Origin of the sequence: Micromonospora sp. DSM 45708, assembly GCF_039566955.1 — a bacterium.
In the GTDB taxonomy this organism is placed as follows: domain Bacteria; phylum Actinomycetota; class Actinomycetes; order Mycobacteriales; family Micromonosporaceae; genus Micromonospora.
Genome location: NZ_CP154796.1, coordinates 35,712 through 60,816 on the forward strand (window position 1 = coordinate 35,712; position 25,105 = coordinate 60,816).

Genomic DNA, 25,105 nt, shown 5'->3' on the forward strand with positions numbered 1-25,105 from the left:
GATGGGCCGGGACAGCGGGCTGTTCATCTACGGCATCGTGCCGTCCGACGTGGAGCCGACCCCCGACGCCGAGGGGGTCGGCTCCCCGCCCGGCGAGGTGAGCGCCGTCCGGCACGGCGAACTGGCCGCGCTGGTCAGCGAGGTGGGGCTGGACGAGCCGCTGGGCCGGCCCACCGACCTGACCGCGTACGAGCGGCTGCTGGACGGCACGGCGGAGGTCGCGCCGGTGCTGCCGGTGCGGTTCGGCACGGTGGTGACCGGCGAGGACGCGGTCGCGGACCTGCTCGACGCGCACCACGACCGGTTCGCCGCGGCGCTCGACGAGTTCGAGGACCGGGTGCAGTACACCGTGCACGGCCGCTTCGACGAGCCGGAGTTCATCGGCGGGATGCTGGCCGGCAACCGCGACGCCGCCGCGCTCGCCGACCAGGTGCGCGGCCGGCCGGAGGCACAGAGCCGGGAGCAGCGCATCCGGCTCGGCGAGATGATCAGCCAGGCGGTCGAGCTGCGCCGGGAGTCCGAGAGCCGCGACCTGATCGACGCGGTGGGCCGGTACGCGGAGGCGGACGCGGTCCGCCCGCCGAGTCACGAGATGGACGCCGTGCGCGTCGCCTTCCTGGTCGCGGGCGGCCACGAGGACGCGTTCATCCGGGCGGTGGAGGACTTCGCCGAGCAGCGTCGGGAGCTGATCCGGATGCGCCTGATCGGCCCGTTGGCGCCGTACGACTTCGTGAGCGCACACCAACTGGTGGAGTGAACCGTGGACATCCTGTGGACGCTGCTCACGCTGCCGTACGCGCCGGTGCGCGGGCTCACCGCGATCGTCAAGGTGGTCGCCCGGGAGGCGGAGTCGCAGCAGCACAACCCGGTCACCGTCCGGCGGGAGCTGGAGGAGCTGGACCGGGCCGCCGCCGCCGGCGAGATCACGCCGGAGGAACGGGACCGGGGGCAGCAGCAGGTGCTGGAGCGGTTGACCGGGCCGGCTGCCGGCCGTACCCCGGCTCGGCGCGACGGTGCGGCGCGGCGGCCGGCGGCCGGCCGGCGGCCGACCACCGATCGCGGCGGTGGGCCGCGCCGGCCACGAGGGGGACCACGATGACGTCGGCGCGGGCCCGGGACGACCGGGAGCGGTACCTCGACGAGGACGACGAGGACGCGGTCGGCACCGCCGAGGCGGCCCGCGAGGGGCTGCGTCAGGTGGTGGCGCTGACCGGCAAGGACGCGCTCGGGATCACCTCGATCCAACCCGCCGACTACGGCTGGCTGGTCGGGGTGGAGGTGGTCGAGGACCATCGCATCCCGACGTCGACCGACCTGCTCGGGCTCTACGAGGTCGAGCTGGACATGACCGGCAGCCTGCTCGGCTACCGGCGGACGCGCCGCTACCAGCGCGGCAAGGGCGACGGGGGCTGACATGAGCACGGCACGGGAGCCCTCGGTGGTGCAGAACTCCGGCCAGGTGCTGCCGGCCGGCCACGAGCCGGCGAACCTCGGCGACATCCTGGAACGGGTCCTCGACCGGGGCATCGTCATCGCCGGTGACATCCGGGTCAGTCTGCTCGACATCGAGCTGCTGACGTTGAAACTGCGGCTGGTCATCGCCTCGGTGGACACCGCCCGGCAGATCGGCATCGACTGGTGGGAGCACGATCCGTGGCTCAGCTCCCGGGCCCGCCCGCCGGTCGAGCCGGGTCCGCGCGACCCGGAGGAGGTCGAGGCGTCCCGCCGGCCGCGCGTCGCCGCCCGGGCCGCGAGGAGGGACCGTGATGAGTGAGCCGGACGCCGGGACCGCGGTCTGGCTGCACGGTGTGGTCGCGGACGGGAGCGGTCCGACCGACCTGACGGGCATCGCCGGTACGCCGGTGCGCGTGGTGCCCGGGGCCGGTCTGGCCGCCGTGGTCAGCGACGTGCCACTGCGCGAGTACGGCGAAACCGCGCTGCGCCGCAACCTGGAGGATCTGGCCTGGCTGGAACGGGCCGCCCGGGCGCACCACGCGGTGGTGGACGCGCTGGCCCGCGCCGGGGCGGTGGTGCCGGCCCGGCTCGCCACCGTGCACCGCGACGACGCCCGGGTGGCCGGCGTGCTGGCCGAGCGGCGCGACGAACTGTCCGGCACGCTGGCCCGGCTCGCCGACCGCACCGAGTGGGGCGTCAAGGGGTACGTGGTGCCCGGCGCCCTGCCGAGCGTCGAGGCGCCCGCCGGTGGTGGCGGCGCCGGGGCCGCCTACCTGCGTCGGCGCCGGGCCCAGCTCAACGCGCGGGAGCTGGGGCAGCAGGCCGCCGCCGATGCGGCTGCCGCCGTGCACGCCGCGCTCGCCGGGTTGGCGGTGGCCGCCCACCGGCACGCCCCGCAGGACCGGCGGCTCTCCGGCGCGGCGACCGCCATGGTGCTCAACGGCGCGTACCTGATCGACCGGGACCGGTGGCCCGACTTCGCCGCGTCCGCCCGTCGGTTGGCCGACGAGCACCCAGCGGTACGCCTGGAGCTGACCGGCCCGTGGCCGCCGTACTCCTTCGTGGCGGAACCGGAGGCGGCGCCGGCATGGGCGTGACCACGCTCGCGCCCAGCGCGGCAGACGACCCCGGCTACCGGACGGTGGCCCTGGTCGACCTGCTCGACCGGGTGCTCGCCGCCGGCGTGGTGGTCAGCGGCGACATCACGCTGGCCATCGCCGACGTCGACCTGGTGCGGATCTCGCTGCGCGCGCTGATCGCGTCCGTCGGTGCGCTCGCCCCGCCGACCGACCCGGTCGCCCCGCCCGCGCCGGTGGGGTCGTCGTGACCGGCCGTCGCGGTGACGGGGCGGGGCGTCGTGACCGGCCCGGCCGAGCGGGCGGCGGTGGCGCGTCGTGACCGGCCGGGACGAGGCGGCCGAGCTGGCGGCGGCGCTCGGCGAGCCGCAGTGGCGGGCGCCCCGGGTCCAGCCGCTGGACCGCCGGCTCGCCGTCGACCAGGACTCGGTCGAGCGCGGCCTGGCCAGCCTGGTGCTCACCGTCGTCGAACTGCTCCGCCAGCTCATGGAACGGCAGGCGCTGCGCCGGGTCGACCTCGGTGACCTCACCGACGAGCAGGTCGAGCGGATCGGCACCACCCTGATGGCGCTGGAGGAGCAGATGACCCAGCTCCGCGCGTACTTCGGCCTGTCCCCCGAGGACCTCAACCTGGACCTGGGCCCCCTGGGTCCCCTCCTCCCCACCGACTGATCCCACCCCCGGGGGGTCAGCGGCGGGTCTGGGCGTAGGACTCCAGGTGGGCCAGTTGGGTGGGGTCCAGGGAGGGGCGGACGCGGGCGCGGGCCGACTCCACGTGGGACGCCGTCACGGTGGTGGCGGTCAGGGACTCGCGCATCGCGGCCAGCGCCGCCTCCCGTATCAGCGCGGCGCAGTCGGCGGCGGAGAAGCCGGCCAGCTCCGCGCCGAGCGCGTCGAGGTCCACGTCCGGCGCGAGCGGGACGTCCCGGGCCGTGGCCCGGAGGATCTCCGCGCGGGCCGACCCGTCCGGCGGCGGCACGTAGACCAGGCGCTCCAGCCGGCCGGGGCGCAGCAGCGCCGGATCGACCAGCTCCGGCCGGTTCGTCGCGCCGACCACCACCACGTTGCGCAGCGCCTCCACCCCGTCCAGCTCGGTGAGCAACGCCGCCACCACCCGGTCGGTCGTACCGCCGTCGGTGGCCTGACCGCGTACCGGCGCGAGCGCGTCCACCTCGTCCAGGAACAGCAGGGTGGGTGCCGCCTCGCGGGCCCGACGGAACAGCTCACGGACGGCGCGTTCGCTCTCGCCCACCCACTTGGAGAGCAGCTCCGCGCCCTTCACCGACAGCACGTTCGCCCGCCCCGAGCCGGCCAGCGCGGTGACCAGGTAGGTCTTGCCGCAGCCGGGCGGACCGTAGAGCAGCACCCCGCGCGGCGGCGTCACGCCCAGCCGGGCGAACGTGTCCGGATAGGTCAGCGGCCAGAGCACCGACTCGGTCAACGTCTGCTTCACCTCGTGCAGGCCGCCGACGTCGTCGAGCGTCACCGAGGCCAGCTCCAGCGTGGACGCGGCCATGGTGGTGGCCCGGACCACCTCCCGCGCGGCGAGGAAGTCGGCCATCGCCACGGTCGGCGTCTCGGCCGTCTTCTGCCGCAGCGCCGCCCGCACCCCGGCCTCCCGCACCAGCGCGGCGAGGTCCGCGGCGACGAAACCGGGGGCACGCGCCGCCACCTCGTCCAGCCGGACGTCACCGGCCAGCGGCACCTGCCGGGTCAGCACGGTCAACTGCTCCCGGCGCAGCGCCGGATCGGGCAGCGGCACGGTGATCCGCAGCGCCAACAGGTCCGGCCCGCGTAACGCCGGGTCCACCGCCTCGGGGCGGCCGGTGGTGCAGACCACCGCCGCGCCGGCCCGTACCGTCTCGGCGACCACCTGGCGGAACACGGTGGCCAGCGGGCCCGGGTCGTCGGCCGGGGCGAGCGCCTCCACGTCGGTGACCAGCAGCACGGCCGGCCCGCCCGCGCGTACCGCCTCGGCCGCCTCCCGCAGCCGGCGGGCCGCCGCGTCGTTCGACAGCGCGGCCAGTTCCGGTGCCCACAGCGGGCGGACCCGGGCACCGACCCGGGCCGCGACGGCACGGACCAGCGACGACTTGCCCGAGCCGGCAGGACCCTCGACCAGCACCCCGAGCGCGACCGTGGTGCCCAGCCGACCGAGCACCTCGCGGTGGTGGAAGCCCAGGTCCAGCAGCTCGGTCAGCTCCTCGGCCTGGGCGCGCAGGCCGGGCAGCTCGTCCACGTCGGGCGCGTCCTCGGGCCCGAGCAGGCCGTCGCCCCCGGCCGTCGTCGAGCCGGTCGGCCCGGCGGACCCCGAGCCGCCCGAGTCGCCCGACCCGCCCGACCCGCCCGACCCGGCGGACCCGCCCGAGCCGCCCGAACCGGCCGAGCCGTAGGGGCCGCCCGAACCGGCCGGACCGGGGCCGTGGGTGGCCGGGCCGTGTTCCCAGGCCACCACCGTGTCCATGGTGACCAGCGCGCCGGTGGCCGGCTCGGCCGCCACCACGCTGAGCAGCGTGCTCGTCCAGGCGTACCCGACGGAGCTGGCGAGGCTGCGTCGCGCGGCCTCGACCAGGCCGCGCACGGCGGCGTCCGGGAGCACGTCCTGGGGCAGCAGCGAGACGTCGTCGCCGGCGGTGACCACCTTGCCCAGCAACGCGAGCCGCAGCATCTCCGGGGGGACCGCGGCCGTCACCGCGACCGGCCCGGCCAGCGTGACGCGGCCCGCCGGGGCGCAGGGCAACGGGCTCACCGTGACCTGGCCGCCGGCCCGCAGGCCGAGGTTGCCGAGCAGCAGGTCGTCGGCGTACAGCAGGGCGCTGCTGGTGCCCGGGTCGGCGGCGGCGGCGATGCCGGCGGTCACCCGGCGGCCGGTCAGCCGCACCGGGTCGCCGGGCCGCAGCGCCAACGCGGTCAGCACCTCGGGGTGGAGGCGTACGACGCCGCGACGGGCGTCCAGCGCGGCCGGCCGCAGGCTCGCGGTCAGGGTCAGGTCGGGTTCCGCCACCCGCCGACAGTAGCCGCCGAACACCACGGCCCGTCGGGGTCAGCGCGGGCCCGGGTCGTCCAGGAGCGAGGGGTTCCGGCGGATCAGCTCGGCGAGCCGGGCCGCCGGGTCGGCCTCCCGCGGGTCGTGGCCGGGGGCGGCCACCGTCTTCACCGAAATCGGCCAGGCCGGCGGCGGCGTCGGCGCGGACGCCGGACCCACCGTCACCTCCGGCCCCGACCAGGAGACCCGCAACGGGTACGCCTGCACGCCCACCTCCACCCGCAGCGTCACGGCGAGCCCGCGATGCGCGGCGACCACCCGCCGGACCGCCTCGGCGACCTCCTCGACCGGGTCCCGCCGCGGCGGTGCCGAGCCGCCCCGCAGCCGGTACGCGCCGTGCCCCGCCCGGTCCTCCGCCGGTTCGGCCCCGGCGGGCGTGCCCCGGTCGACCGCCTCGGCCGGCTCGCCGGGCAGCGGCACGCGTTGGCGCTGCGCCTCCTCGCGTCGGGCCAGCCGGGCCAGTGTCTCGTCCAGATCACCCCTCATCGTGTCCACCCCTTCGAAGAGCACGGACCGAACCGGTGGGCGGTTCAGCGTTCCCGGGACCGGGTGGCCCGGTCCAGCGCCCGGTCCAGGACGACCAGCAGGGCGTCCCGTACGGAGAGCCGGTCCCGGGCGTCGAACTGCACCAGCGGCACGTGCTCGGCGATCGCCAGCGCCCAGCGGACCGACGGCAGGTCCAGTGCCAGCCGCCCGTCGAAGGCGTTGACGCCCACGGCGAACGGCAGCCCGGCCCGCTCGAAGAAGTCGATCGCCGGATAGCAGTCGTCGAGCCGGGCGCTGTCCACCACCACCAGCGCGCCGAGCGCGCCCCGGGCCAGGTCGTCCCACATGAAGCCGAACCGGGCCTGGCCGGGCGTACCGAAGAGGTAGAGCTTCAGGCTGCGGTCGATGGTCACGCAGCCGAAGTCCATCGCCACCGTGGTGGTGGTCTTCCCGGCCACCCCGCCCGGGTCGTCGACGCCGATCCCGGCGGTGGTCATCTCCGCCTCGGTGGTCAGCGGCGCGATCTCGGAGATCGCGCCCACCGTGGTGGTCTTGCCGACGCCGAAGCCGCCGGCGATCAGGATCTTCACCGGGATCGGCGGGCGTGGCGCGGGCACCCGGCTGACGATCGGGGCCGGCTCGCCGGGGCCACCTGGCGGCCGGTACGGCAGCGGCGGCCCGGCCGGCGGGGGCGGTGTGGCGCGGCCGATCAGCGGGGCGGGGTTGCCGTAGCGGGTGGGGACGTTGTTCGCGGACGGCCCGCCCGGGGCCGCCGCCCGCCATTCAGGAGATCGCACGAAGTCCATCAATCACTCGCAGGATGAGATCGGGATCGAGGGCGTCGTCGACGTCCGCGACGTGCACGTCGAGGTGTCCGGCGGCGCGCAGGTCGCCGACCAGCACCCGGGTCACGCCGAACTGCATCCGGGTCCGGGCGGAGATCTCGGCTACCGACACCGGCTCGACACAGATCGCGACGATCGCCGCGAGTTCCGGGGTCAGCCGGGCGGTGACCGCCCACGAGCCGCTGCCCGGCCGGGCGGTCACCTGGGTCTCCAGGCTGATCGTCGGGTCGCCGTCCACCCGACCCGAGGTGAGCACGAACGGGCGTGGGCCGGTCGGCTGCTCCCCGTCGCCCGCGTCCGGTCCCGGAGCGGGGACGGACGCGCGCAGGAAGGGGCGGATCCGGACGCCGGGTTCCGGCTCCGGGTCCTCGCCGGCGACCCCCTGGTTCATTGCTGGACGGCGTTCTTCAGCTCGGCTATCAGGCGGGGGCTCAGGGCGCCGCCGGCGCGGCCGGCGAAGAGCGTCATCTCGTACGCGACGGTGCCCAGGTTGGCCGAGCGGTCGGCGACCACGCCGAGGACCGAGCCGCTGCTGATCGCGCTGATCAGCAGGTAGCCCTCGGCCATGTCGACGATGACCCGGTTGAGCCCGCCCAGCGCGTACCAGCTCGCGGCGCCACCGGCCAGGCTGGTCATGCCGGAGACCACGGCGGCGAGCCGCTCCGCGTTGGACCGGTCCTTGATCGCGGACATGGCCATCAGCAGCCCGTCCGAGGAAACCGCGATCGCCTCCATCACCCCGGCCGTGCTGGAGGTGAACGAGTCGAGCAGCCAGTTGAAGGTGCGCGCCTCGGGGCTGAGGTCGCCGGGCGCGCTCTGTTCGACGTTGTCGTGCAGGTACGGGCTGGTCACCGTGACGGATCCTCTTCATAGCGGTGGTCGGTGCTGACTTCACGCAGAGCACGGGCGACGCCCGCCTCGTAATCGGTGATGAGATCGCGGACCTCGACCGGGTCGCCGGGGTCGGAACTGACCGGGGGCGCGGGCGGCACCGCGGAGACGGCCAGGTTCGCCCCGGGGACCCGCCGGCTGAGCCGGGGCCGTTCGTGCGCCGGGCCGGCCGGGTCGATGTCGTCCTCGGCCCGGCGTACCCCGTCCTGGAACGCCTCCACCAGGGCGCGGACCGCGGCCGGGTCGTCCGGGACGGCGATCAGCGGCCCGATCACCGGTCCGGCCGGCCCGCCCGGCGGGCCGACCGGCAGGTTCGCGCCGGGCACCCGTTTCCGGATCGGACGGTTCCCGGGCGGTCCGGACGGCCGGCCGACCAGACCGGGCACGGTGGGCCGTGGCCCGCGCGGCGGTGGGATGGGGGCGGAGCCGGTCGTCGGCCCGGCGGCCGGGGGAGCGGCCGGTGCCGGGCCGACGACCGGTGTCGGCGGAGTGGTGCCGGCGGGGTGCGCCGCCGGGCCGGCGGGCAGCGTGGTGGACCGCGCGGCGGCCGGCGGCCAGGCGGGCGGCGGACCGCCGGTGGGGAAGCGGAAGTCCTCGACCGGCGGCCCGGCGACGGCCGGCGCCGCGACCGGGCCGTCGGCGCTCGCCGCGCGGTCCCGGTTCGCCGCGCGGTCGCCGTTCGCGGTGCGGTCGAGGGCGGGGGTGCGCTCCGGGGCGGCCGGGCGCTCCGGGTTCTCCCGGCGGCCGGTCGTGGCCGCCGCGCCGGCCACCTCGGCGTCGTCGCCCTGGTTGCCGAAGGCGTTCCACGAGTCGCCGCTGGAGATGCTGCGGGTGGCCCGGCTCAGCAACGCCGCGTCGAACCCGGCCGGCTCGGCGGGCGCCGGCGGGGCCAGGACCGGCCGGCTCACCGGCGCGGGTTCCGGGGGCCGTTCCGCGGTCGGCGCGGCGGCCCGCGCCACGACGGCTCCGGCCGGCTCCGGCCGGCGGACCACCAGCGAGGCGGCCGGGATCTCCAGACCGGCGGTGATCCCGCCGCCCGCGGTCGCCACCAGTCGTACGGTCCAGCCGTGCCGGCGGGCCAGCCGGCCCACCACGAAGAGCCCGAGCACCTCGGTCGGTGCGAGATCGAGCCGCTCCCGGCGGGTCAGCCGGGCGTTCTCCTCGGCGAGCCGCTCCGCGGTCAGGCCGATGCCGTGGTCCACCACGGCGAGCCGGGCGCCCCCGTCGGTCAGCTCGCCGGCCACCACGACCCGGGTGTGCGGCGGCGAGAAGGCGGTCGCGTTCTCCATCAGCTCGGCCAGCGCCAGCACCAGGTCGCCGGCGATCGCGGGCGCCGCCGAGACGCCGGGCGGAACCTGCACGTCGACCCGGGTGTAGTCCTCGATCTCGCCGAGCGCGAGCCGGACCACGTCGGCCAGCGGGACCGGGGCCACGTGGCCGTCCGAGCCGGTGGCGCCGGAGAGCACCACCAGGCTGCCGGCGTTGCGGCGCAGCCGGCTGGAGATGTGGTCCAGCCGGTAGAGGTGCTCCAGCCGGCCCGGGTCGGCCTCCTGCCGTTCCAGCCGGTCGATGAGCGCGATCTGGCGGCCGACCAGGTTCTGCGTACGACGGCCGACGTGGCCGAACATCTGCGCCACGTTGCGCCGGCCGGCCACCTGCCGCTCGACCAGCCGGGCGGCGGTGTGCTGCACCCGCTCGAACGCGCGGGCCAGGTCGCCGATCTCGTCCCGGGCGCGGACGTCGACCGAGTCGAGGCGTACCGGCGGCACCGACTCGGTCTCGTCGTCGGCCACCCGGGTCAGCTCCGCCTCGGCGACCCGGGCGACGCGCTCGGCGGAGCGGGTGAGCCGGCTCAGCGGCCGGGACACCGTACGGGCGACCGTCATGCTCAGCAGCACCACCAGGAGCAGGATCGCGACCGCCGCCACGGCGACCAGCCAGGCCGTGATCAGCGCGTCCCGCTCCTCGGTACGGGTCTCCGCGATGACGTCCGCGACGACCTTCTTCTCCACGAACTGGCCCAGCGTGATCATCGAGCGGACGGAGGGGAAGAGCACGTCCAGCGGCAGCGGGGCGATCGCGCCGACCGGGTCCCGGATGCTGTCCCGCAGGAAGGTCTGGCTGGTCCGGGCCGCCACCGCCGCGTCGTCCAGCAGCGCCAGCTTCAACTGTTCCGGCGTGATCAGCTTGCGGAACCGGTCGTTGTCCACGTCGAGCGCCGCCATGCAGGCGATGTACGAGGCGGACACCTGCGGATCACCGGTCGCCCGGACCAGCACGATCTGGGTGGCGCACGAACTCAGCGCCTCGTCGGTGCGCAGCAGCGCGTCCAGCGCGAGCACCTGCCGTCCGGCCGAGGTGTCGGTGTCCACCCGGAACGGCAGCCGCAGCGCCTCGATCAGCGCCAGGTCGACCCGGGCGAAGGTGTTCAGGATCTGTTCCGGCGTGGCCCGTCCGGCGAGCGTGGCGGTACGGACGTCGGCCAGCCGGCGTACCCCGTCGAGCGCCTCGTGGACCGGTGCCGGCAGTGCCTCGGCGCGCAGGTCGGCGACCCGGTCGTCGACGGTGGCGGACTTCTGGATCAGCTCGGTGCGGGTCACCCGGGCCAGCAGCAACCCGATCGAGAGCAGGCGTTCCTGCTGGAGGTCCTGCACCAGGCTGCCGATCCGGCTGGCGACCCGGACGGTCTCCGCGGTGTCGGCGGCGCGTTGCGCGGTGGCCACCCGGTCGACGACCACCGGCACGGCCAGCCCGACCATGCTGAGCAGCGGGATGATCACCAGCAGGGCGAGCTTGCCCCGGATCCGCAGCCTAGCGAGCAGCATCGAACGGCCTCCACCGCTCGGCCTCGACGCCCCTACCCACCGCGACGGGCTGGCGGTCGGCGTCGCGGCCGGCGCCCGGCGGGTCGGGTCGGACGGCCGGGGGCAGCACGGCGTCGGCCGGCTCGTGGTGCGGCCCGGCGGCCGGACGCCGGAGCAGCGTCACGGCGAGCCCGACGAGCAACGCCACCGCCACGCCGGCCGCGATCCGGGCCAGCAGCCGGTCCCGGTCGAGCGCGTCCAGCCGCTCCTTGAGCAACGTGTCGAGCTGGTCGAGGATGACGGCGCGGAGCTGCTTGGCGGCGGACTGGGCGGCGAGCCCGGCGGCGGTGAGCTGGGCGGGGTTCGGCGCGGCCCGGCCGCCGCCCGCGGCGGTGAACGCTTCCAGCGACCGCTGGTAGGCGTCCAGCGGGGTGAGCACGTTGGCGCCCAGGTCGGTGCTCTCCGAGCTGTCCACCGCCACGCGCAGGTCGGTGACCAGGTCGTTGGCCGGGCCGAACGCGGCCACCCGCAGTTCGGCCAGCTCGATGCCGGTCTTCGCGCGTTCGGCGGCGGGGCGTTTGGCGGCCAGCCGGACCAGGTCGGCGAGCCGGCCGGCCAGCACCGTCGCGGTGGGCAGGTCCCCGCCGATGCCGTCCTGGAGGAAGAACGAGTCGGACCGGGGGTCGCGGATCAGGCCGGAACTCTCCCGGACCTTCCGGTGGAGTGCGAGCAGCAAATCGTTGGCCTCGCCGTACGCCCGGTAGGCGGCTTCCGGGTCGGCGAACCCGCGGTCCGGCAGCCCTTCGAGCTTCGCCCGCAGCCCGGCCCAGCGCTCGTGGCTGCGCAGCTCGTCGCCGACGGCGGCGTCCACGGCGGCCACCTGCTCGATCGCGGCGTTGAGCGACGCGCGGGAGACCGGTGCCCCGGCGACGGCGGTGGACTGGGCCTCCACCAGCGCGTCGGTGACCGGCCCGAGGGCGCGCAGGTAACGGACCCCCAGCCGTTCCCGGGACGCCAGCTCGTGGTCGTCGGTGGTGTTGCCGTCGACAAGCGCGAAGAGCAGCCCGAGCGGGGCGACGAGCGCCAGCGCCAGCAGCAGGGGCAGGAGACGGCCCGGTACGGAGGGCCGCCGACGCACCCGCGGCGCGGGAACTGTCATGGTCTGTCTCCTCCGGCGACGGCGGGGCGGTCGATGCCCCGGGGGTCGCCGCAGGAGGTCCCGTGCACCGGACCGGAAAATTAGTCGAACCGGGCGGGGCCTGAACCGGAGTCGCCGAGTCGGCTTCACGTCAGTTCGTCCGGGGTGACCGACCGTCGAGTCACTCGCCACGCTGCGTCCGATCGGGTCGTCGAGTCGCGACTTGAGCACTGATTTGCGGCTGTAGATGTGAATTCACGTGATCCGAATACATCCCGCTGGGATGCTCTGGATCTTCTGCGGACGACGGGCGGCGCGCGCCGAACGGCGCAACCGGACGAACGTACGGCGGATCTCAGGGAATGCTCAGCCGGCGGCCCGTACCGTGTGCCGCATGAGATCACCCGTCGCGCGGGTCCGGCGCGCCCTGGCCGGCCACCCGCGCCGGATCGTCGTCGCCGTGCTGGTGGTCGTCCTGGTCGCCGCCGCGCTGGTCTGGGCGGTCCGCCCGCAGGGGGCGGAGTTCCGGACCGAGTCGGCGCTGCTGACCGTGCGGTCCGGGCCGGACGGGACCGAGCCGGTCGACCTGGACACCACGCTCTACCTGCCCGGCGACGCCTCGGACGCGAACCGGGTGCCGGCGGTGCTGCTGGCGCACGGCTTCGGCGGCACCAAGGAGTCGGTCCGCCCGGACGCGGAGGACCTGGTCGCCCGCGGCTACGCGGTGCTCACCTGGACCGCCCGCGGCTTCGGCCGCTCCGGCGGCCAGATCCACCTGGACAGCCCCGACTACGAGGTGCGCGACGGTCAGCGGCTGCTGGACTGGCTCGCCGGTCGTCCCGAGGTGCGTCTCGACTCCGCCGGCGACCCGCGCGTCGGCGTGGTCGGCGGCTCGTACGGCGGCGGCCTGGCGCTGCTGCTGGCCGCGCAGGACAAGCGGGTCGACGCGATCGTCCCGATGATCACCTGGAACGACCTGTCCCGGGCGTTCCTGCCGGAGAGCACCGGCAAGCCGCCCACCGAGGGCGTGTTCAAGAAGGGCTGGGCCGGCATCTTCTTCGGTGGCGGCGGCAACGCCGGCTCCGGGCCGGCCGGGCTGTCCGGGGCCACCGCCGCCGTGCCGGAGGGCGCGCCCGCCTCGGCCGGGCCGGCGAGCCCGCAGCCGGGCGCGGGCCCGGGCAGCGGTTCCGGCCGGACGCCCGGGGGTGCCGCCGACCCGTCCTGCGGGCGGTTCGCCGCGGACGTCTGCGCCGCGTACCTGCGCATCGCCACCACCGGTCGCGCCGACCAGGCCGCGGTCGAGCTGCTGCGCCGTTCGTCGCCGGCTGGCGTGCTCGACCGGATCAAGGCGCCCACGCTGCTGGTGCAGGGTGAGGCGGACACGCTGTTCCCGCTCACCGAGGCGGACGCCAACGCGCGCGGCATCGCCGCCGCCGGCACGCCGGTGCGGGTCGCCTGGTTCACCGGCGGCCACGACGGCGGCGCCGGGCCGACCTCCGACTCCGACCGGGTGAAGTTCCTGACCGCGCAGTGGCTCGACCACTACGTCAAGGGCGAGGGGGCGGCGCCCGGCGACACCTTCACGTTCTCCCGGATCGCCGGCTTCGACGCGCTGGACCGGGGCCTGGTGGCCACCGGTTACCGCACCGACGACTATCCGGGCGTGGCCGGGCAGCAGCGCCGCGACGTGGCGCTGACCGGCCCGGCGCAGCCGGTCGCCGTACCGCCGAACGGCAACCCGGCGGCGATCTCCGCGATCCCGTTCGCCGGGGCGCTCGGCTCGCTGCTGGACGGCGTGGCCGGCGACATCCCGGGCCAGCACGCCCGCTTCGAGTCGGCGCCGCTGGACGACCCGGTCGACGTGGTGGGTGCGCCGACCGTGCGGATCCGGGCCGCGTCGCCGACCGGCGAGGCGGTGCTCTTCGTCAAGCTCTACGACGTCGACCCGCAGGGCGCGGCCACGCTCCCGGACGGCCTGGTCGCGCCGGTGCGGCTGACCGGCCTGCCGGCCACGCTCGACACCGCCACGCCGGTCACCGTCACGCTGCCGGCGATCGTCCGGCGGGTCGAGGCCGGGCACCGGCTGCGGCTCGTGGTGGCGACGTCCGACCAGGCGTACGCCACGCCGGCCGAGCCGGCGGTGCACACCGTGGCGCTCGGCGACGGCCCGCTGGTGCTGCCCACCGTCGACGCCGCACCGATCCCCACCTCGGCCGCGATCTGGCGCTGGGTGCTGGCCGGCCTGCTCGCCGCGATCGCGGTCGGGCTCGTCGTGGTCGTGCTGCTCGCCCGCCGCCGGCACCGCCGCCAGGACCGCTCCATCCACCCGGAGTACGCGGGCGTCCCGCTCGCCGTGCGCAACCTGCGCAAGGAGTACGCGGACGGCTTCGTCGCCGTCTCCGACGTGGACTTCGAGGTGCATCCCGGGCAGGTGGTCGGCCTGCTCGGGCCGAACGGCGCGGGCAAGACCACCACGCTGCGGGTGCTGATGGGGCTGACCCAGCCCACCGCCGGGGAGATCTACGTGTTCGGGCACCGACTGGTGCCGGGCTCGCCGGTGCTGTCCCGGATCGGCGCGCTGGTCGAGGGGCCGGGCTTCCTGCCGCACCTGTCCGGGCTGGACAACCTCAGGGCGTACTGGCGGGCCACCGGACGGCCCTGGGCGGACGCGCACTTCGACGAGGCGTTGGAGATCGCCGGCCTGGGCGCGTCGGTGCACCGGCGGACGAAGAAGTACAGCCACGGCATGCGGCAGCGGCTCGCCATCGCGCAGGCCATGCTCGGCCTGCCCGAGCTGCTGGTGCTCGACGAGCCGACGGACGGGCTGGACCCGCCGCAGATCGCCGAGATGCGCCGGGTGCTCCAGCGCTACGCCACCGACGGCCGGGCGGTGCTGGTCTCCAGTCACCTGCTGGCCGAGGTGGAGCAGACCTGCACGCACGCGGTGGTGGTGAACAAGGGCCGGATCGTGGCGTCCGGCCCGGTCGAGGAGATCGTCGGCGAGTCGCCGAGCGTGCTGTTCGAGGTGAGCGACCCGGACGCCGCGCGGACCGTGCTCGACCGGCTGGACGGCGTACGGGTGCTGCCGGACGCCGACGGCGGGCTGGTGGTGGACACCAACGGCACCGCCCGCCGCGAGGTGGTGGCCGAACTGGTCCGGGCCGGCATCGGGGTGGACCGGGTGGTGCCCCGACGCCGTCTGGAGGACGCGTTCCTCGCCCTGGTCGGCGAGAACTCTCGGGGAAGCGGTGACCGGTGATGGTGGACTCTTCGGTGGCGTCGAAAGGCAGTGGCGGGGCGGCGGGCGGCTACCGGCCGTCGGCCACGCTGCCGTTCGGGGCGGAGTTCCGGCGGCAGGCGTCGCGGCGGCGTACCCAGTTGGCGCTCGGGTTCATGGTGCTGCTGCCGCTGATCATCCTGGTGGCGTTCCAGTTCGACTCGGGGGACGACGACGGTGGCGGCCGGGGCGAGTTCGCCAGCCTGGCCGACCTGGCGACCTCGGGCGGGCTCAACTTCACCCTGTTCTCGATCCTGGTGTCGGCGTCGTTCCTGCTGGTCGTGGTGGTGGCGCTGTTCTGCGGGGACACGGTGGCCAGCGAGGCGAGCTGGGGCAGCCTGCGCTACCTGCTGGCCGTGCCGGTGCCCCGGGCCCGGCTGCTGGCGGTGAAGCTGGTGGTCGCGCTCGCGTACTCCGGGTTGGCGTTGGTGTTGCTGGCCGGCACCGCGCTGCTCGCCGGCACGCTGCGCTACGGCTGGAAGCCGCTGAGCAGTCAGGTCTCCGCGGAGCTGGCCCCGGCGGACGGGCTGCTGCGGCTGGTCGGCGTGCTCGGCTACCTGGCGGTGGTGCTGCTGGTGGTGGCCGGCTTGGCGTTCCTGCTCTCGGTGACCACCGACGCGGCGCTCGGCGCGGTCGGTGGGGCGGTGCTGCTCTGGATCCTGTCCAGCATCCTCGACCAGATCACCGCGCTGGGCGGGCTGCGCAACCTGCTGCCGACCCACTACAGCAGCGCCTGGCTGGGGTTGCTGTCGTCGCCGATGCAGACCGACGACGTGGTCAAGGGCGCGATCTCGGCGATCGTCTACGCCACGCTGTTCTGGGGGCTCGCCTTCTGGCGCTTCACCCGCAAGGACATCACGAGCTGAGGGGCGCGTCACTCCGGTGGCCAGAACGTCCCGTCGTTGAGCTGGCGGATGCGGTCGGCGAACGCGTCGCTGCCCTGGAACACCACCTGGATGTGCGGCCGGTGCTCGGGCAGCCGCCGGAACAGCAGCGTGATCACGTTCTGGTTGGTGGGGCTGAGGAAAGCGGCGATCGTCAGCTCGAGACCGGGAACGAGTATCGGCCGGGACTCCTCGATGAAGTACTCGACGGCGTGCTGGCTCGCGAAGACGAAGACCACCGTTTCGTCATGGGCGGTCAGGCAGAACGGTTGGTCGACGCCCTCGCCGCTCACCCAGGGGACCAGGAAGACGCGCTGTTGGCGGCCGAGTGTCTCCGCCGCGTCGGCGGGCCGGGCGACGAACGCGGCGAGCAGGTCGAGGTCCGGGTGCTGGACGTCCAGCGTCCGGGCCAGGTCGAGGAACCGCTCGGTCTCCAACCGGATGACGGCTGCGGTCGCCTCGTGCGTGAACGCCTCGGCCAGGCGGTCGAAGACGTTGAGCCCCCGCTCCTCCGGGAACACGCTGTGCCGCATCGCCCGCATGTGCCCCACCTCGAACGCGGTGAACTGTTCGTTCATCCGGGCGTGCATCGCCAGCAGGGAGGCGTGCATCTCGTTGACGGCCTCCGGGTCGGCGCCCCGCACGGGGCGACCGCCGGACGCCAGGTGTAGCGACAGAAAGTTGATCATCGCGTTGAGGCGGACGCTGTTCGCCACGGCGTTGAACGCGTCGATCGCGTCCCGCCCGAGCCGGGCCCCGTAGCGGGCGACCATGACGCAACTGTTCATGTATTGCATCAGGCCGAACATCAGCATGATCTCGCCGGCGAGCTGGTCGGCGCGGAACGCGTCGGGCGTGCCGTTCCGCTGGAGGACGCGGGCGGTGGCCGTGAACAGCACCTGCGCCGAGAACATGTCGGCGTCGAGTTCTTCCCGGAGCACCCCGTGGTCCAGCGAGTCACGCCGCGATCTGCGGTGACGCCACTCCCGGACGTCGTCGTCGAGGCTGCCGGCGAACAACCTGCGGGTCACCCCGTCGATGAGCCGGTCGAGGTGCTCCGTGGCGTCGGCCGGCTCCGGCCGTCCGGGTGGGTGGGTGATGGCGTGGACATGGCCGAGTTCGTGCAGCAGGGGGTAGAACCACACGGACATGTAGTGGTGGCCGATCGGTGTCCGCTCGAGATCCCTGAGCGTCACCGGCGCGTAGTACGTCGTGCTCGCCGGCAGCGACTCCACCAGCAGGTGACAGGCCAGGCCCGGATCGCCGTACCGGAGGGCCAGCTCGGCGATGATGCGCAGGCTGACCTGCTCGGCCACCTCCGCCATGAGCTCGGGAGACAGGTGGCGGGCGGTCACGATCCCCCGCAGGTGCCCGATCATTTCGAGGTAGCGCGTGTTGAACAGCACGATCGACGGGTCCAGGGCCGGCAGGGAGAACATCTCCGGCACGTCGCCGTCGACCCAGTAGACCGCGTAGGGGTGGCCGATCACCTCGTCCACGACGTCCAGGACGACGTTCATCGGGCTGAGGCCGTCGCGTCCGTGCCGCCACGTCCGGACGGAGGCACCCACCTGCGACCGGACGATGTGGTCGAGAACGGTGTCGTCAAGCATCCGGACGTCGGTCCGCCGCGTCGTCGCCCTCCGGCAGCTCCGTCGCGGCCCGGAACTGGCGCAACAGCTCCTCGATGTCCGCCGGCCCCGGGTTGTCGACGGCGAAGGTGCGCTCGGTCAGGTTCATCTCCACCCGCCCGACCCGGAACTGCTTGACCAGCTCCGCCAGGGCGCGCAGGATGTCCGGCGCCATTTTCAGCGCCACCCCGGCCACCACCATCCACGACGTGACGGCGGCCCCGTCGAGGTTGCGCCGCCCGGACGCCTGCGCGGCGACCCCGCGCGCCTTCAGCGTGTCGACCAGCGGCTGTGCGGCATCCTCGGCGCATACCGCCACCAGCGTGACCCGCTCCGATCCCACCGGTCACCTCCCGAACGGTCCACTGGGGAGCAATGAGCACGCTAGTGCATCGACGCCACACTCCGACCGGCCGGAGGTCTTCCTGTCGGCTACCCGACTTCCATATCATGGGAGCGTTCCCACGAGATTGTCCCGCCAGCAAGGAATTGATTACCTTCAATCTTTATGCCGGCCATCCTGGACGCGTCCCACACCCGTCCCAGGAGGATTCCCATGGTCCCGCCGCAGTTGAACGGTCCCGTACTCTCCCTGTTCCGCATCGTCGTCGGCTTCCTCTTCCTGCTCCATGGTGCCGCGTCGATCTTCGGAATACTCGGCGGCAACCCGGCCACCGGCGGCGCCGTCCCGGTCGGCACCTGGCCCGGCTGGTGGGCCGCGCTGATCCAGCTCGTCTGCGGCGTGCTCGTGCTCGTCGGCCTGGCCACCCGGCCCGCCGCGCTGCTCGCCTCCGGCTCGATGGCGTACGCGTACTTCGTGGTGCACCAGCCGCACGGCCTGCTGCCGATGAAGAACGGCGGCGAACTGGCCGCGCTCTTCTGCTGGTCGTTCCTGCTGGTCGCGGTGCTCGGCCCGGGCACCTGGGCGCTCGACGCGCTGATCTCCCGCCGCCGCACCGCCCCCGCCGACGCCACCCCGGCGACCCGCCGCGCCTCCGTCCCCGCCTGACCCGCCGCGCGCCAGATCTTGGTACGGGAGCGCCCCTTCGAGGGCGGTTCCGTACCAAGATCTGTCAGCGGCAGCGGCCGGAATGGGCGACCGGGAGGAGGCAGCGCCGGGAGCGGGGGAGCGGGGCGTCGCACCAGACCCGGGTACGCACCGACTGCCGGTCCTCCTCGGACAGCGTGGTCTCGCCGAAGTCGATGGCGAGCACGTGACCGAGCGAGCGGCGCAGCGCCATGGACAGCGCGGCGGCCTCGTCCACACTGGTCAGCGTGGTGGGCAGGTGGATGATCCAGTGCGGCTCGGTCACCGTGGCCGACCCCCGTCGGTCAACCCCTCGGTGTACGACGACAGCGCCGCCGCGGCCGACGTCAGGCTCTCCGCCATCAGGGCGAGGCGTTCGGCGCCGTCCTGCCACTGCCGAACGGTCGTCCCGGTCATCGGGTCGTCGGTCCGGCCAGCGTCGGAGAGCTGCTGCCCGGCAGCGGTGATCCGGGCCGGAAGCCGCCCGATCCGATCGGCCGCCGTGCCCAACCGGTCCCGGACGTCGTCCAGCGCCTCGACCAGCCCGCCGATGGTGGCGGTCTCCCGGTGGCCGGCGGCGACGCGCAGCCGACGTACCCCGTCGCTGACCTGGAACTCGGCGTCTCCGGCCAGGTCGAGGGCGTCCTCGCCGCTGCGCCGGGCCAGCTTGATCGCCGGGTGGGCGCAGCCCGCGCCGACGCGCTCCAGCAGCACGGTGGCGGCGGCCACCCCGAGGTACGCCTCCCGCAGCTCACCGGTGACCTGCTCGACCGCCCAGATCGCGCTCGCGACGGGCACCTCCGAACTCGTCTCCGCATCCGTCACACCACGTCTCCTTCGCCTGGTGGGGTGCCGGGGCAGCGCGTCGCCCAGCCCGGAGGACGTCCGGTTGGGTGCGCGCTGCCCCGACTGGGGATCGACCAGTGCCTAGCTGGGCGCTCCTGACCAAAACTTTATCGATAATGCTGGTAAAGTCAACGATGCGCTTGAGGTTGCTCCTGGTTTTGTGATCAGATGGACATGCCTAGCTGGGAGTATTCGCATGTCCGCGCCGCGCAGGTTCGAGCCGCACTACCGAAGGATCATCGGTGACATCAGGAGGCGCATCGCAGAAGGCGAGTGGCCGCCCGGTCACAAGTTGCCCTCTACGAAGGAGTTGGCAGACCTCTACCAAGTAGGCAGCCAGTCCACCGTCCGGCAGGCCATCACGATCCTGATCGAGACCGGGGAGTTGTACGGCCACCAGGGCTTGGGCGTGTTCGTACCCGGCACCGCCAAGTAGGCAGCGTTGACTGCTGTCGTCAACTGCATGGAGTAAACATCGGCCGGACGACTACTTCAACCGGGTGCACTACGGCCGAAGCGCGGCTTGTGAGGGCGGGACTACCTTGTCGAGTTGCCGCTCAAGGTTTAGCGGGTCATCGAAAAACTCAACGTCGCTGACGGTTCGAAGTTCGGCGACGATCGGCGCGGGCCAGTCGCGCGCTGAGCCGTCCAAAGCGGCGATCCGGCTTTCTTTGGCGATCGTGGACAGGCCGAAGACGTGGTAGCAATGCTCGGCTGCCTGATCTGGATCACGCAGGCTGACGGCCTGAACGTAGGCAGCCTTGCCGTCGTTGGCTACTCGCAGCGTGACCGAGCGATTGCGGCCGGATTCTAGCGGGATGGGAGCATCCCGCTGAAGCTTGCGACCGCGTCCGGCCCAAGCGGTGACCCGGTCTGTTACTCGATCGACAAACCTGATGCCTGCCTGACGGGGCGCAAGCCATCGAAGTTGGTCGGCGCGTAGCGATGCCTGTGCGACATCAAGGACCAGCCTCCCGAGTTCGTTGGTGCTGCCGAAGGTCGCGATCTCACCGGGTGCCGCATTGACTCCGTTAAGCCCGCCGCCCGCCATGATCTCGGCGAACGCCTCTGCTGCCCGGCCGGCGAACAGGTTCACCCCGGCCATGGCCAGCAGAGACGCGGCGGCGGCCCGATCGGTCACTCGACAGCCGGAGCCCATCGGCTCGACAAGCACCCGAACGCCGTCGCCGTCGCCGTAGGTCATCGGCAAGTCGATGAGCAGGCCATCTCCGTACGGGTGGACGACCGTGTTGTCGTTGACAGCCCGGAGGACAGCGCCGATGACAGTCGTGGCATCCACAGTCATGTCCCTCCTCAAGGCTCCCGCCAGATGAAGTCGTCCCCTATCGCGATGAAGCACTCCGCGGCGAACGCTTCCAGGATCGCACGATAGGTGCCGGGTGCGACTCTCGGTTGAAGCGGAACGGCGGGGATGTCGTCCGGTTCATAGGCTGCCTCCTCGCCCCCGCCGGGCTCGCTCCGGTGCTTGTGAGTGCCGGGAAAGGGGCGATGTGGCGTGTTTATGCACAGTCGACGTGCTGAGAAGCCCGAGCGGCCCTCGCCGGCAAGATACTGAAGTGCCGGCTCGCTCGGTCTCAAATCGCTGATCGTCACACGAAGCCGGCATGGAGCAAGCGCACGGATGACGGTGTCGACCCGAAGGACGCCTTCTCTGACGACTTGGTTTTTGGTGACCCACGTGATGCCCCCAACCGTCACCGCCTCTGCCAGTGGCGACAGCAACGTGCCGAGATTGGCGGCCGTCATCAGGTGAGATACCTGCCGACTCATGATCGCCCCCTCCCGGTCGCCTAGGTGGCGATGTGAGGCCACCTCGCTCTGCGTCGGGTCGGACACTATCGGAGACGGTCACGACAGCCGTGTTCTAGAGGGGCGCGTCTAGTCGGCAACCCGACATCGACGAAGGCTGAGCCCGCGGGTTGCCCGTCAGAGCCGGTTGTCCGGGGTCAAGGCCGATGAGGGCGGCCCGCTCGGCGTGATCGGTTCCGTGGTCGGGTCGGCGGCGCGGCGCTTCCAGGCGCTGACCCCGAGCCGGCCGGTGTTGCCGAGGTCGATCGGCCCGTCCAGCGCCACCGCGTGCGCCGGCCTGCCGGCCACCGGCGCGACGTCGAGCTGGGCGCCCTCGGTGGCCACCACGGTCGGATCGGTGACCGTGTTGCGCCAGAGCAGCGCGGCGCCGGCCCGTTCGCCGGGGCGCAGCACGAGCCGGGTGGGTGGGGCGTCGAAGCCGGAGGTGATCCCCGTCGCGCCCGGGACGATCTTGACCTTGATCGGGTCCCCGTCGGCGTCCCGCATGCTGACCGCCGGGTAGCCGCGCAGCTCGTACGGCCGGGTTCCGCAGTTGACCAGGTCAAGGCCCATGGCCCGCAACCCCATCGCGGCGCTCACGCCCAGCTCGGTGATCCGGATGCCCTCCGGGGCGCAGGCCGCCGAGGGGGACGGCGCGACCTGGGCGGCCGGCCGGTCCGGCGGCGTGGGCAGCGGGTCGACCCGGGACGGTGTCGCGGCGCAGCCCGCCAGCAGCACAACCCCCGCGAGCCCTCCGATCCGGCCAACCCCACGTCGCATCCGGCGATCCTCCCACCCCATCGTCCGACCCGTGGCCCACCACCTCCCGGTGATCATGAGGTTGGCGGCGGCCATCGTCCGATTTGTTGCCGCCAGCCTCATGATCGACCGAGGTCGGGAGGGGGAGGCGAGGGTCGGTGGGGCGGCCCACACCGTGGGACCCGGGGTGGCGGGGCGGTGCGCGGCGCATAGACTCGACGGCACAACTGCATACCTCATCCAGAGGGGCTGAGGGATACGGCCCGACGACGCCCCGGCAACCACCCGCACGCTCGATGCCGAGTGTCCTGCGGGCAGGTGCCAATTCCGTCCCCGCCGCACCCGGCGATGCGGGGAAAGATGAGAGGAATTCCTCGACATGACGTCGACGCTTCCCGCCGTCTCCGGCATCGACACCTCCCGCAGCCCGGCCCGCGCCCTGGTCTGTCGCGCCTGTTCCGCGCGCTACCCGCTGGCCGCGCAGCACGCCTGCTACGAGTGTTTCGGCCCGCTGGAGGTCGACTACGACACGGCCGCGCTGGCCGCCGTCACCCGCGAGCAGATCGAGTCCGGCCCGAACAGCATCTGGCGCTACGCCGCCCTGCTCCCGGCCGGTCAGGACCCGGCCACCCGGGTCACCCTCGACCCGGGGCTGACCCCGCTGGTCGCCGCCAACCACCTCGCCGCCGAGCTGGGCATCACGGCGCCGCTCTGGGTCAAGGACGACAGCGCCAACCCCACCCACTCGTTCAAGGACCGGGTCGTGTCGGTGGCGCTGACCGCCGCCCGGGCGCTCGGTTTCACCCGCTACGCCTGCGCGTCCACCGGCAACCTGGCCAACTCGGTCGCCGCGCACGCGGCCCGTGCCGGTGTGCCGTCGGTGGTGTTCATCCCCAGCGATCTGGAGCAGGGCAAGGTGGTCACCACCGCCGTCTACGGCGGCGACCTGGTCGCCATCGACGGCTCGTACGACGACGTGAACCGGCTCTGCGGCGAGCTGGTGGAGACCGACGAGTTCGAGGACACCGCGTTCGTCAACGTGAACGTGCGGCCGTTCTACGCCGAGGGCTCCAAGACGCTCGGCTACGAGGTGGCCGAGCAGCTCGGCTGGCGGATCCCGGCCCAGGTGGTCATCCCGATGGCCAGCGGCGAGCTGCTCACCAAGATCGACAAGGCGTTCGCCGAGCTGGTCGAGATCGGGCTGGTCGAGGCGCCGGCCGGCGGCTGGAAGGTGTTCGGCGCGCAGTCCGCCGGCTGCAACCCGATCGCCACCGCGCTGCACGACGACCGCGACACCATCGTCCCGGTCAAGCCGACCGGCATCGCCAAGTCGCTCAACATCGGCGACCCGGCCGCCGGCCTCTACGCGCTGGAGGCGGTCCGCCGCACCGGCGGCTGGATGGAGTACGCCGACGACGACGAGATCCGCGCCGGGATCACGTTGCTGGCGCGGACCACCGGCGTGTTCGCCGAGACGGCGGGCGGCGTGACGGTGGCGGTGCTGCGCAAGCTGGTGGAGTCGGGCCGGCTGGACCCGACGGCGGAGACGGTCGTCTTCAACACCGGCGAGGGCCTCAAGACGCTGGACGCGGTGGCCGCCGCCTCCGGCCCCACCCACCGCATCAAGCCCAGCCTCCGCGCCGCCCGAGACGCCGGCCTCCTCTCCTGACCCCACCCACCCCACCCCGCCCCCGCCCCCCGAGAGGTGATCAAGAGGTTTGTGTCGGCGTGCGGGGTCGGCCCCGACGCAAACTCCTTGGTCAACTCGCGAGCCGGCGGCGGGGGCCGGTGGGGGGAGGGGCGGTGGGGGAAGGGCGGTGGGGTGGGCTCGCCCGGGAGGGGGATCGGGGGCGACCAGGGGTGACGGGGGATGTGCGGCGCGTGTCGAAAAACTGTCAGTGGAGGACTTGACGGCAGGAACCGGACGGCGCAAGATGCTCGGTGCGGGAGGGCATCCGCCGGAGACTTTTCAAAGTTTTGCGACCCAACGCCGGAGGCGTTGTGCGGACGTCCCTCCCGACCAACGTGCGACAGGGCCAGCGGAAAACCGCTGGCCCTGTCGCTTTTTCCACGGCAGGCTCGCCGCCATGGGCCTGACCGTCACCCCGCTGGACGCCGCCGACCTGCCGACGCTCGACGCGGCGTACCGGATCGCGGAGGCGGCCCGCGCCGTCGACGAGCCGGACCTGCCGCCGACCTGCCGCCGGCGGTTCGAGGCGCTGCTGCGGCACCCGATGCCCGGCGTCGACGGGCGGTGGCTCGTCGCCCGCCTCGACGGGGAGCCCGTCGGCTGGCTCCGGCTCCACCTGCACACGCTGGAGAACGTCGAGAACGCCACCGTCGAGCTGGTGGTCGACCCGGCCCACCGGCGTCGCGGGATCGGGCGCGCGCTGCACGGGCCCGGCGTACGGCTGCTCCGGGAGCACGGCGGCAAGCGGCTGGTCGGCTCCGCCGCCGCCGCGCTGCCCGGCGAGGCGGAGCGGGTGTTCCCGGGTGCGGCGTTCGCCGCCGCCGTGGGGGCGAGGCCGGCGAACGCCGATGTCCGCCGCCGGCTCGACGTGACCGCGCTCGACCGGACCCGGCTGGCCGCGCTGCTGGCCGACGCCCGCGCGGCGGCCACCGGCTACCGGACCGTGCACTGGCGCGACCACACGCCCGACGAGTACGTCGCGGACACCGCGCACCTGGAGGGCCGGCTGCTGCTCGACGCGCCGATGGGTGAGCTGGCGTGGGAGCAGCAGAAGATGGACGCGCAACGAAAGCGGGGCGTGGAGCGGGCGCTCGACGCCCGGGGCGTGCGTCGCTACAACACCGGCGCGGTGCACGAGGCGTCCGGCCGGCTGGTCGGCTGGAGCCAGCTCAGCCTGGCGGCGAGCAGCACCGACCACGCCTGGCAGCAGATCACCATCGTCGATCCCGGCCACCGCGGCCACCGGCTGGGTCTGCTCTGCAAGGCCGCCAACCTGGGGTACGCGTTGAGCCGCGAGCCGGCGCTGCGGACGGTCGACACCTGGAACGCCGCCGCCAACGGTCACATGATCGTGATCAACGAGCAGCTCGGCTTCCGCCCGGTCGCCGGCTCGGTCGACTGGCAGTTGACGATCTGAGTTGTGACACGCCCCTACTGATCT

General features: G+C 73.7%; 26 protein-coding genes, 2 pseudogenes and 1 riboswitch. Of the genes and pseudogenes, 13 read left to right on the forward strand and 15 right to left on the reverse strand.

Annotated features, from left to right (window positions below; genetic code table 11):
• The first annotated feature begins 1 nt into the window (after position 1).
• The 7 genes from VKK44_RS00190 to VKK44_RS00220 all read left to right on the forward strand — a co-directional run bounded on the left by VKK44_RS00190 (position 2) and on the right by VKK44_RS00220 (position 3,203).
• Positions 2-757 carry a GvpL/GvpF family gas vesicle protein gene (locus tag VKK44_RS00190; RefSeq protein ID WP_343444766.1) on the forward strand — a complete coding sequence of 252 codons (756 nt, stop codon included), beginning with the start codon at positions 2-4 and terminating at the stop codon, positions 755-757.
• A 3-nt stretch (positions 758-760) separates the two neighbouring features.
• The gene (locus VKK44_RS00195; protein ID WP_343444767.1) at positions 761-1,099 is read left to right on the forward strand and encodes a gas vesicle protein GvpG; all 339 of its coding nucleotides are present in this window, start codon (positions 761-763) and stop codon (positions 1,097-1,099) included.
• Positions 1,096-1,413 carry a gas vesicle protein GvpO gene (locus tag VKK44_RS00200; protein ID WP_343444768.1) on the forward strand — a complete coding sequence of 106 codons (318 nt, stop codon included), beginning with the start codon at positions 1,096-1,098 and terminating at the stop codon, positions 1,411-1,413. The genes VKK44_RS00195 and VKK44_RS00200 overlap by 4 nt, the downstream gene beginning before the upstream one ends.
• 1 nt (position 1,414) lies before the next feature.
• Positions 1,415-1,774, forward strand: coding sequence for a gas vesicle protein (locus VKK44_RS00205; RefSeq protein WP_343444770.1), 360 nt, complete (start codon positions 1,415-1,417; stop codon positions 1,772-1,774).
• Positions 1,767-2,552, forward strand: coding sequence for a GvpL/GvpF family gas vesicle protein (locus VKK44_RS00210; protein ID WP_343444771.1), 786 nt, complete (start codon positions 1,767-1,769; stop codon positions 2,550-2,552). The genes VKK44_RS00205 and VKK44_RS00210 overlap by 8 nt, the downstream gene beginning before the upstream one ends.
• Entirely contained in the window at positions 2,543-2,782 is a 240-nt protein-coding gene (locus tag VKK44_RS00215) for a gas vesicle protein (protein WP_343444772.1), read from the forward strand. The genes VKK44_RS00210 and VKK44_RS00215 overlap by 10 nt, the downstream gene beginning before the upstream one ends.
• Positions 2,783-2,849: 67 nt before the next feature.
• The gene (locus VKK44_RS00220) at positions 2,850-3,203 is read left to right on the forward strand and encodes a gas vesicle protein K (RefSeq protein ID WP_343444773.1); all 354 of its coding nucleotides are present in this window, start codon (positions 2,850-2,852) and stop codon (positions 3,201-3,203) included.
• 16 nt (positions 3,204-3,219) lie between these two features.
• Here the strand turns inward: VKK44_RS00220 and VKK44_RS00225 are convergent.
• The 8 genes and pseudogenes from VKK44_RS00225 to VKK44_RS00255 all read right to left on the reverse strand — a co-directional run.
• A pseudogene (locus VKK44_RS00225) lies at positions 3,220-4,782 on the reverse strand (AAA family ATPase); the annotation flags it as partial.
• A gap of 171 nt (positions 4,783-4,953) precedes the next feature.
• Positions 4,954-5,535, reverse strand: a pseudogene (locus tag VKK44_RS30915) (AAA family ATPase); the annotation flags it as partial.
• 39 nt (positions 5,536-5,574) lie between these two features.
• Positions 5,575-6,063: a hypothetical protein gene (locus tag VKK44_RS00230; RefSeq protein WP_343444776.1), complete on the reverse strand. Its 489-nt coding sequence runs from the start codon at positions 6,061-6,063 to the stop codon at positions 5,575-5,577.
• 44 nt (positions 6,064-6,107) lie between these two features.
• The gene (locus tag VKK44_RS00235; RefSeq protein ID WP_343444778.1) at positions 6,108-6,869 is read right to left on the reverse strand and encodes a GTP-binding protein; all 762 of its coding nucleotides are present in this window, start codon (positions 6,867-6,869) and stop codon (positions 6,108-6,110) included.
• Complete coding sequence (locus VKK44_RS00240) at positions 6,847-7,299, reverse strand: DUF742 domain-containing protein (RefSeq protein ID WP_343444779.1); 453 nt, start codon at positions 7,297-7,299, stop codon at positions 6,847-6,849. Before VKK44_RS00240 ends, VKK44_RS00235 begins: the two co-directional genes overlap by 23 nt.
• Positions 7,296-7,760: a roadblock/LC7 domain-containing protein gene (locus tag VKK44_RS00245; protein WP_343444781.1), complete on the reverse strand. Its 465-nt coding sequence runs from the start codon at positions 7,758-7,760 to the stop codon at positions 7,296-7,298. Before VKK44_RS00245 ends, VKK44_RS00240 begins: the two co-directional genes overlap by 4 nt.
• On the reverse strand, positions 7,757-10,624 hold the full coding sequence (locus VKK44_RS00250) for a nitrate- and nitrite sensing domain-containing protein (RefSeq protein ID WP_343444783.1): 2,868 nt from the start codon (positions 10,622-10,624) through the stop codon (positions 7,757-7,759). The genes VKK44_RS00245 and VKK44_RS00250 overlap by 4 nt, the downstream gene beginning before the upstream one ends.
• A complete protein-coding gene (locus tag VKK44_RS00255; protein ID WP_343444785.1) occupies positions 10,611-11,762 on the reverse strand; it encodes a hypothetical protein in 1,152 nt (383 codons plus the stop codon). Before VKK44_RS00255 ends, VKK44_RS00250 begins: the two co-directional genes overlap by 14 nt.
• A gap of 373 nt (positions 11,763-12,135) precedes the next feature.
• Between VKK44_RS00255 and VKK44_RS00260 the strand changes: the two genes are divergently transcribed.
• Positions 12,136-15,000, forward strand: coding sequence for an alpha/beta fold hydrolase (locus tag VKK44_RS00260; RefSeq protein WP_343444786.1), 2,865 nt, complete (start codon positions 12,136-12,138; stop codon positions 14,998-15,000).
• The gene (locus VKK44_RS00265; protein ID WP_343444788.1) at positions 15,000-15,884 is read left to right on the forward strand and encodes an ABC transporter permease; all 885 of its coding nucleotides are present in this window, start codon (positions 15,000-15,002) and stop codon (positions 15,882-15,884) included. Before VKK44_RS00260 ends, VKK44_RS00265 begins: the two co-directional genes overlap by 1 nt.
• An 8-nt stretch (positions 15,885-15,892) precedes the next feature.
• Here VKK44_RS00265 and VKK44_RS00270 read toward each other — a convergent pair whose 3' ends face one another.
• Positions 15,893-17,515 carry a hypothetical protein gene (locus VKK44_RS00270; RefSeq protein WP_343444789.1) on the reverse strand — a complete coding sequence of 541 codons (1,623 nt, stop codon included), beginning with the start codon at positions 17,513-17,515 and terminating at the stop codon, positions 15,893-15,895.
• Entirely contained in the window at positions 17,508-17,876 is a 369-nt protein-coding gene (locus VKK44_RS00275) for a hypothetical protein (protein WP_343444790.1), read from the reverse strand. Before VKK44_RS00275 ends, VKK44_RS00270 begins: the two co-directional genes overlap by 8 nt.
• Positions 17,877-18,089: 213 nt before the next feature.
• Between VKK44_RS00275 and VKK44_RS00280 the strand changes: the two genes are divergently transcribed.
• Positions 18,090-18,542: a DoxX family protein gene (locus VKK44_RS00280; protein WP_343444791.1), complete on the forward strand. Its 453-nt coding sequence runs from the start codon at positions 18,090-18,092 to the stop codon at positions 18,540-18,542.
• A gap of 64 nt (positions 18,543-18,606) precedes the next feature.
• Here the strand turns inward: VKK44_RS00280 and VKK44_RS00285 are convergent, their stop codons facing one another.
• Together VKK44_RS00285 and VKK44_RS00290 are read right to left on the reverse strand one after the other, a co-directional pair.
• A complete protein-coding gene (locus VKK44_RS00285; RefSeq protein WP_343444792.1) occupies positions 18,607-18,846 on the reverse strand; it encodes a hypothetical protein in 240 nt (79 codons plus the stop codon).
• Positions 18,843-19,385 (reverse strand): hypothetical protein, encoded by a 543-nt coding sequence (locus tag VKK44_RS00290; RefSeq protein WP_343444793.1) that lies wholly within the window; start codon positions 19,383-19,385, stop codon positions 18,843-18,845. Before VKK44_RS00290 ends, VKK44_RS00285 begins: the two co-directional genes overlap by 4 nt.
• 217 nt (positions 19,386-19,602) lie before the next feature.
• On the opposite strand from VKK44_RS00290, the gene VKK44_RS00295 reads away from it, so the two are divergent.
• The gene (locus VKK44_RS00295) at positions 19,603-19,842 is read left to right on the forward strand and encodes a winged helix-turn-helix domain-containing protein (RefSeq protein ID WP_343444794.1); all 240 of its coding nucleotides are present in this window, start codon (positions 19,603-19,605) and stop codon (positions 19,840-19,842) included.
• 69 nt (positions 19,843-19,911) lie between these two features.
• Here VKK44_RS00295 and VKK44_RS00300 read toward each other — a convergent pair whose 3' ends face one another.
• From VKK44_RS00300 to VKK44_RS00310, 3 genes are all read right to left on the reverse strand, one after another.
• Positions 19,912-20,712 carry a hypothetical protein gene (locus tag VKK44_RS00300; RefSeq protein ID WP_343444795.1) on the reverse strand — a complete coding sequence of 267 codons (801 nt, stop codon included), beginning with the start codon at positions 20,710-20,712 and terminating at the stop codon, positions 19,912-19,914.
• A gap of 8 nt (positions 20,713-20,720) precedes the next feature.
• Complete coding sequence (locus tag VKK44_RS00305; RefSeq protein ID WP_343444796.1) at positions 20,721-21,197, reverse strand: hypothetical protein; 477 nt, start codon at positions 21,195-21,197, stop codon at positions 20,721-20,723.
• A gap of 156 nt (positions 21,198-21,353) precedes the next feature.
• Entirely contained in the window at positions 21,354-21,995 is a 642-nt protein-coding gene (locus VKK44_RS00310; protein WP_343444797.1) for a DUF4232 domain-containing protein, read from the reverse strand.
• A 212-nt stretch (positions 21,996-22,207) separates the two neighbouring features.
• Positions 22,208-22,341: riboswitch (SAM riboswitch) on the forward strand.
• Between the two features lie 12 nt (positions 22,342-22,353).
• On the opposite strand from VKK44_RS00310, the gene thrC reads away from it, so the two are divergent.
• On the forward strand, positions 22,354-23,643 hold the full coding sequence (thrC, locus tag VKK44_RS00315) for a threonine synthase (protein WP_343444798.1): 1,290 nt from the start codon (positions 22,354-22,356) through the stop codon (positions 23,641-23,643).
• A 418-nt stretch (positions 23,644-24,061) separates the two neighbouring features.
• Complete coding sequence (locus VKK44_RS00320; protein ID WP_343444799.1) at positions 24,062-25,081, forward strand: GNAT family N-acetyltransferase; 1,020 nt, start codon at positions 24,062-24,064, stop codon at positions 25,079-25,081.
• Positions 25,082-25,105 lie beyond the last annotated feature (24 nt).

Excerpts from the sequence above, each read along its gene's own strand:
- VKK44_RS00190 (WP_343444766.1), top strand. The coding sequence starts at position 2 with ATGGGCCGGGACAGCGGGCTGTTCATCTACGGCATCGTGCCGTCCGAC.
- VKK44_RS00200 (WP_343444768.1), top strand. The coding sequence starts at position 1,096 with ATGACGTCGGCGCGGGCCCGGGACGACCGGGAGCGGTACCTCGACGAG.
- VKK44_RS00205 (WP_343444770.1), top strand. The coding sequence starts at position 1,415 with ATGAGCACGGCACGGGAGCCCTCGGTGGTGCAGAACTCCGGCCAGGTG.
- VKK44_RS00210 (WP_343444771.1), top strand. The coding sequence starts at position 1,767 with ATGAGTGAGCCGGACGCCGGGACCGCGGTCTGGCTGCACGGTGTGGTC.
- VKK44_RS00215 (WP_343444772.1), top strand. The coding sequence starts at position 2,543 with ATGGGCGTGACCACGCTCGCGCCCAGCGCGGCAGACGACCCCGGCTAC.
- VKK44_RS00230 (WP_343444776.1), bottom strand. The coding sequence starts at position 6,063 with ATGAGGGGTGATCTGGACGAGACACTGGCCCGGCTGGCCCGACGCGAG.
- VKK44_RS00235 (WP_343444778.1), bottom strand. The coding sequence starts at position 6,869 with ATGGACTTCGTGCGATCTCCTGAATGGCGGGCGGCGGCCCCGGGCGGG.
- VKK44_RS00240 (WP_343444779.1), bottom strand. The coding sequence starts at position 7,299 with ATGAACCAGGGGGTCGCCGGCGAGGACCCGGAGCCGGAACCCGGCGTC.
- VKK44_RS00250 (WP_343444783.1), bottom strand. The coding sequence starts at position 10,624 with ATGCTGCTCGCTAGGCTGCGGATCCGGGGCAAGCTCGCCCTGCTGGTG.
- VKK44_RS00255 (WP_343444785.1), bottom strand. The coding sequence starts at position 11,762 with ATGACAGTTCCCGCGCCGCGGGTGCGTCGGCGGCCCTCCGTACCGGGC.
- VKK44_RS00260 (WP_343444786.1), top strand. The coding sequence starts at position 12,136 with ATGAGATCACCCGTCGCGCGGGTCCGGCGCGCCCTGGCCGGCCACCCG.
- VKK44_RS00265 (WP_343444788.1), top strand. The coding sequence starts at position 15,000 with ATGGTGGACTCTTCGGTGGCGTCGAAAGGCAGTGGCGGGGCGGCGGGC.
- VKK44_RS00270 (WP_343444789.1), bottom strand. The coding sequence starts at position 17,515 with ATGCTTGACGACACCGTTCTCGACCACATCGTCCGGTCGCAGGTGGGT.
- VKK44_RS00280 (WP_343444791.1), top strand. The coding sequence starts at position 18,090 with ATGGTCCCGCCGCAGTTGAACGGTCCCGTACTCTCCCTGTTCCGCATC.
- VKK44_RS00295 (WP_343444794.1), top strand. The coding sequence starts at position 19,603 with ATGTCCGCGCCGCGCAGGTTCGAGCCGCACTACCGAAGGATCATCGGT.
- VKK44_RS00300 (WP_343444795.1), bottom strand. The coding sequence starts at position 20,712 with ATGACTGTGGATGCCACGACTGTCATCGGCGCTGTCCTCCGGGCTGTC.
- VKK44_RS00305 (WP_343444796.1), bottom strand. The coding sequence starts at position 21,197 with ATGAGTCGGCAGGTATCTCACCTGATGACGGCCGCCAATCTCGGCACG.
- VKK44_RS00310 (WP_343444797.1), bottom strand. The coding sequence starts at position 21,995 with ATGCGACGTGGGGTTGGCCGGATCGGAGGGCTCGCGGGGGTTGTGCTG.
- thrC (WP_343444798.1), top strand. The coding sequence starts at position 22,354 with ATGACGTCGACGCTTCCCGCCGTCTCCGGCATCGACACCTCCCGCAGC.
- VKK44_RS00320 (WP_343444799.1), top strand. The coding sequence starts at position 24,062 with ATGGGCCTGACCGTCACCCCGCTGGACGCCGCCGACCTGCCGACGCTC.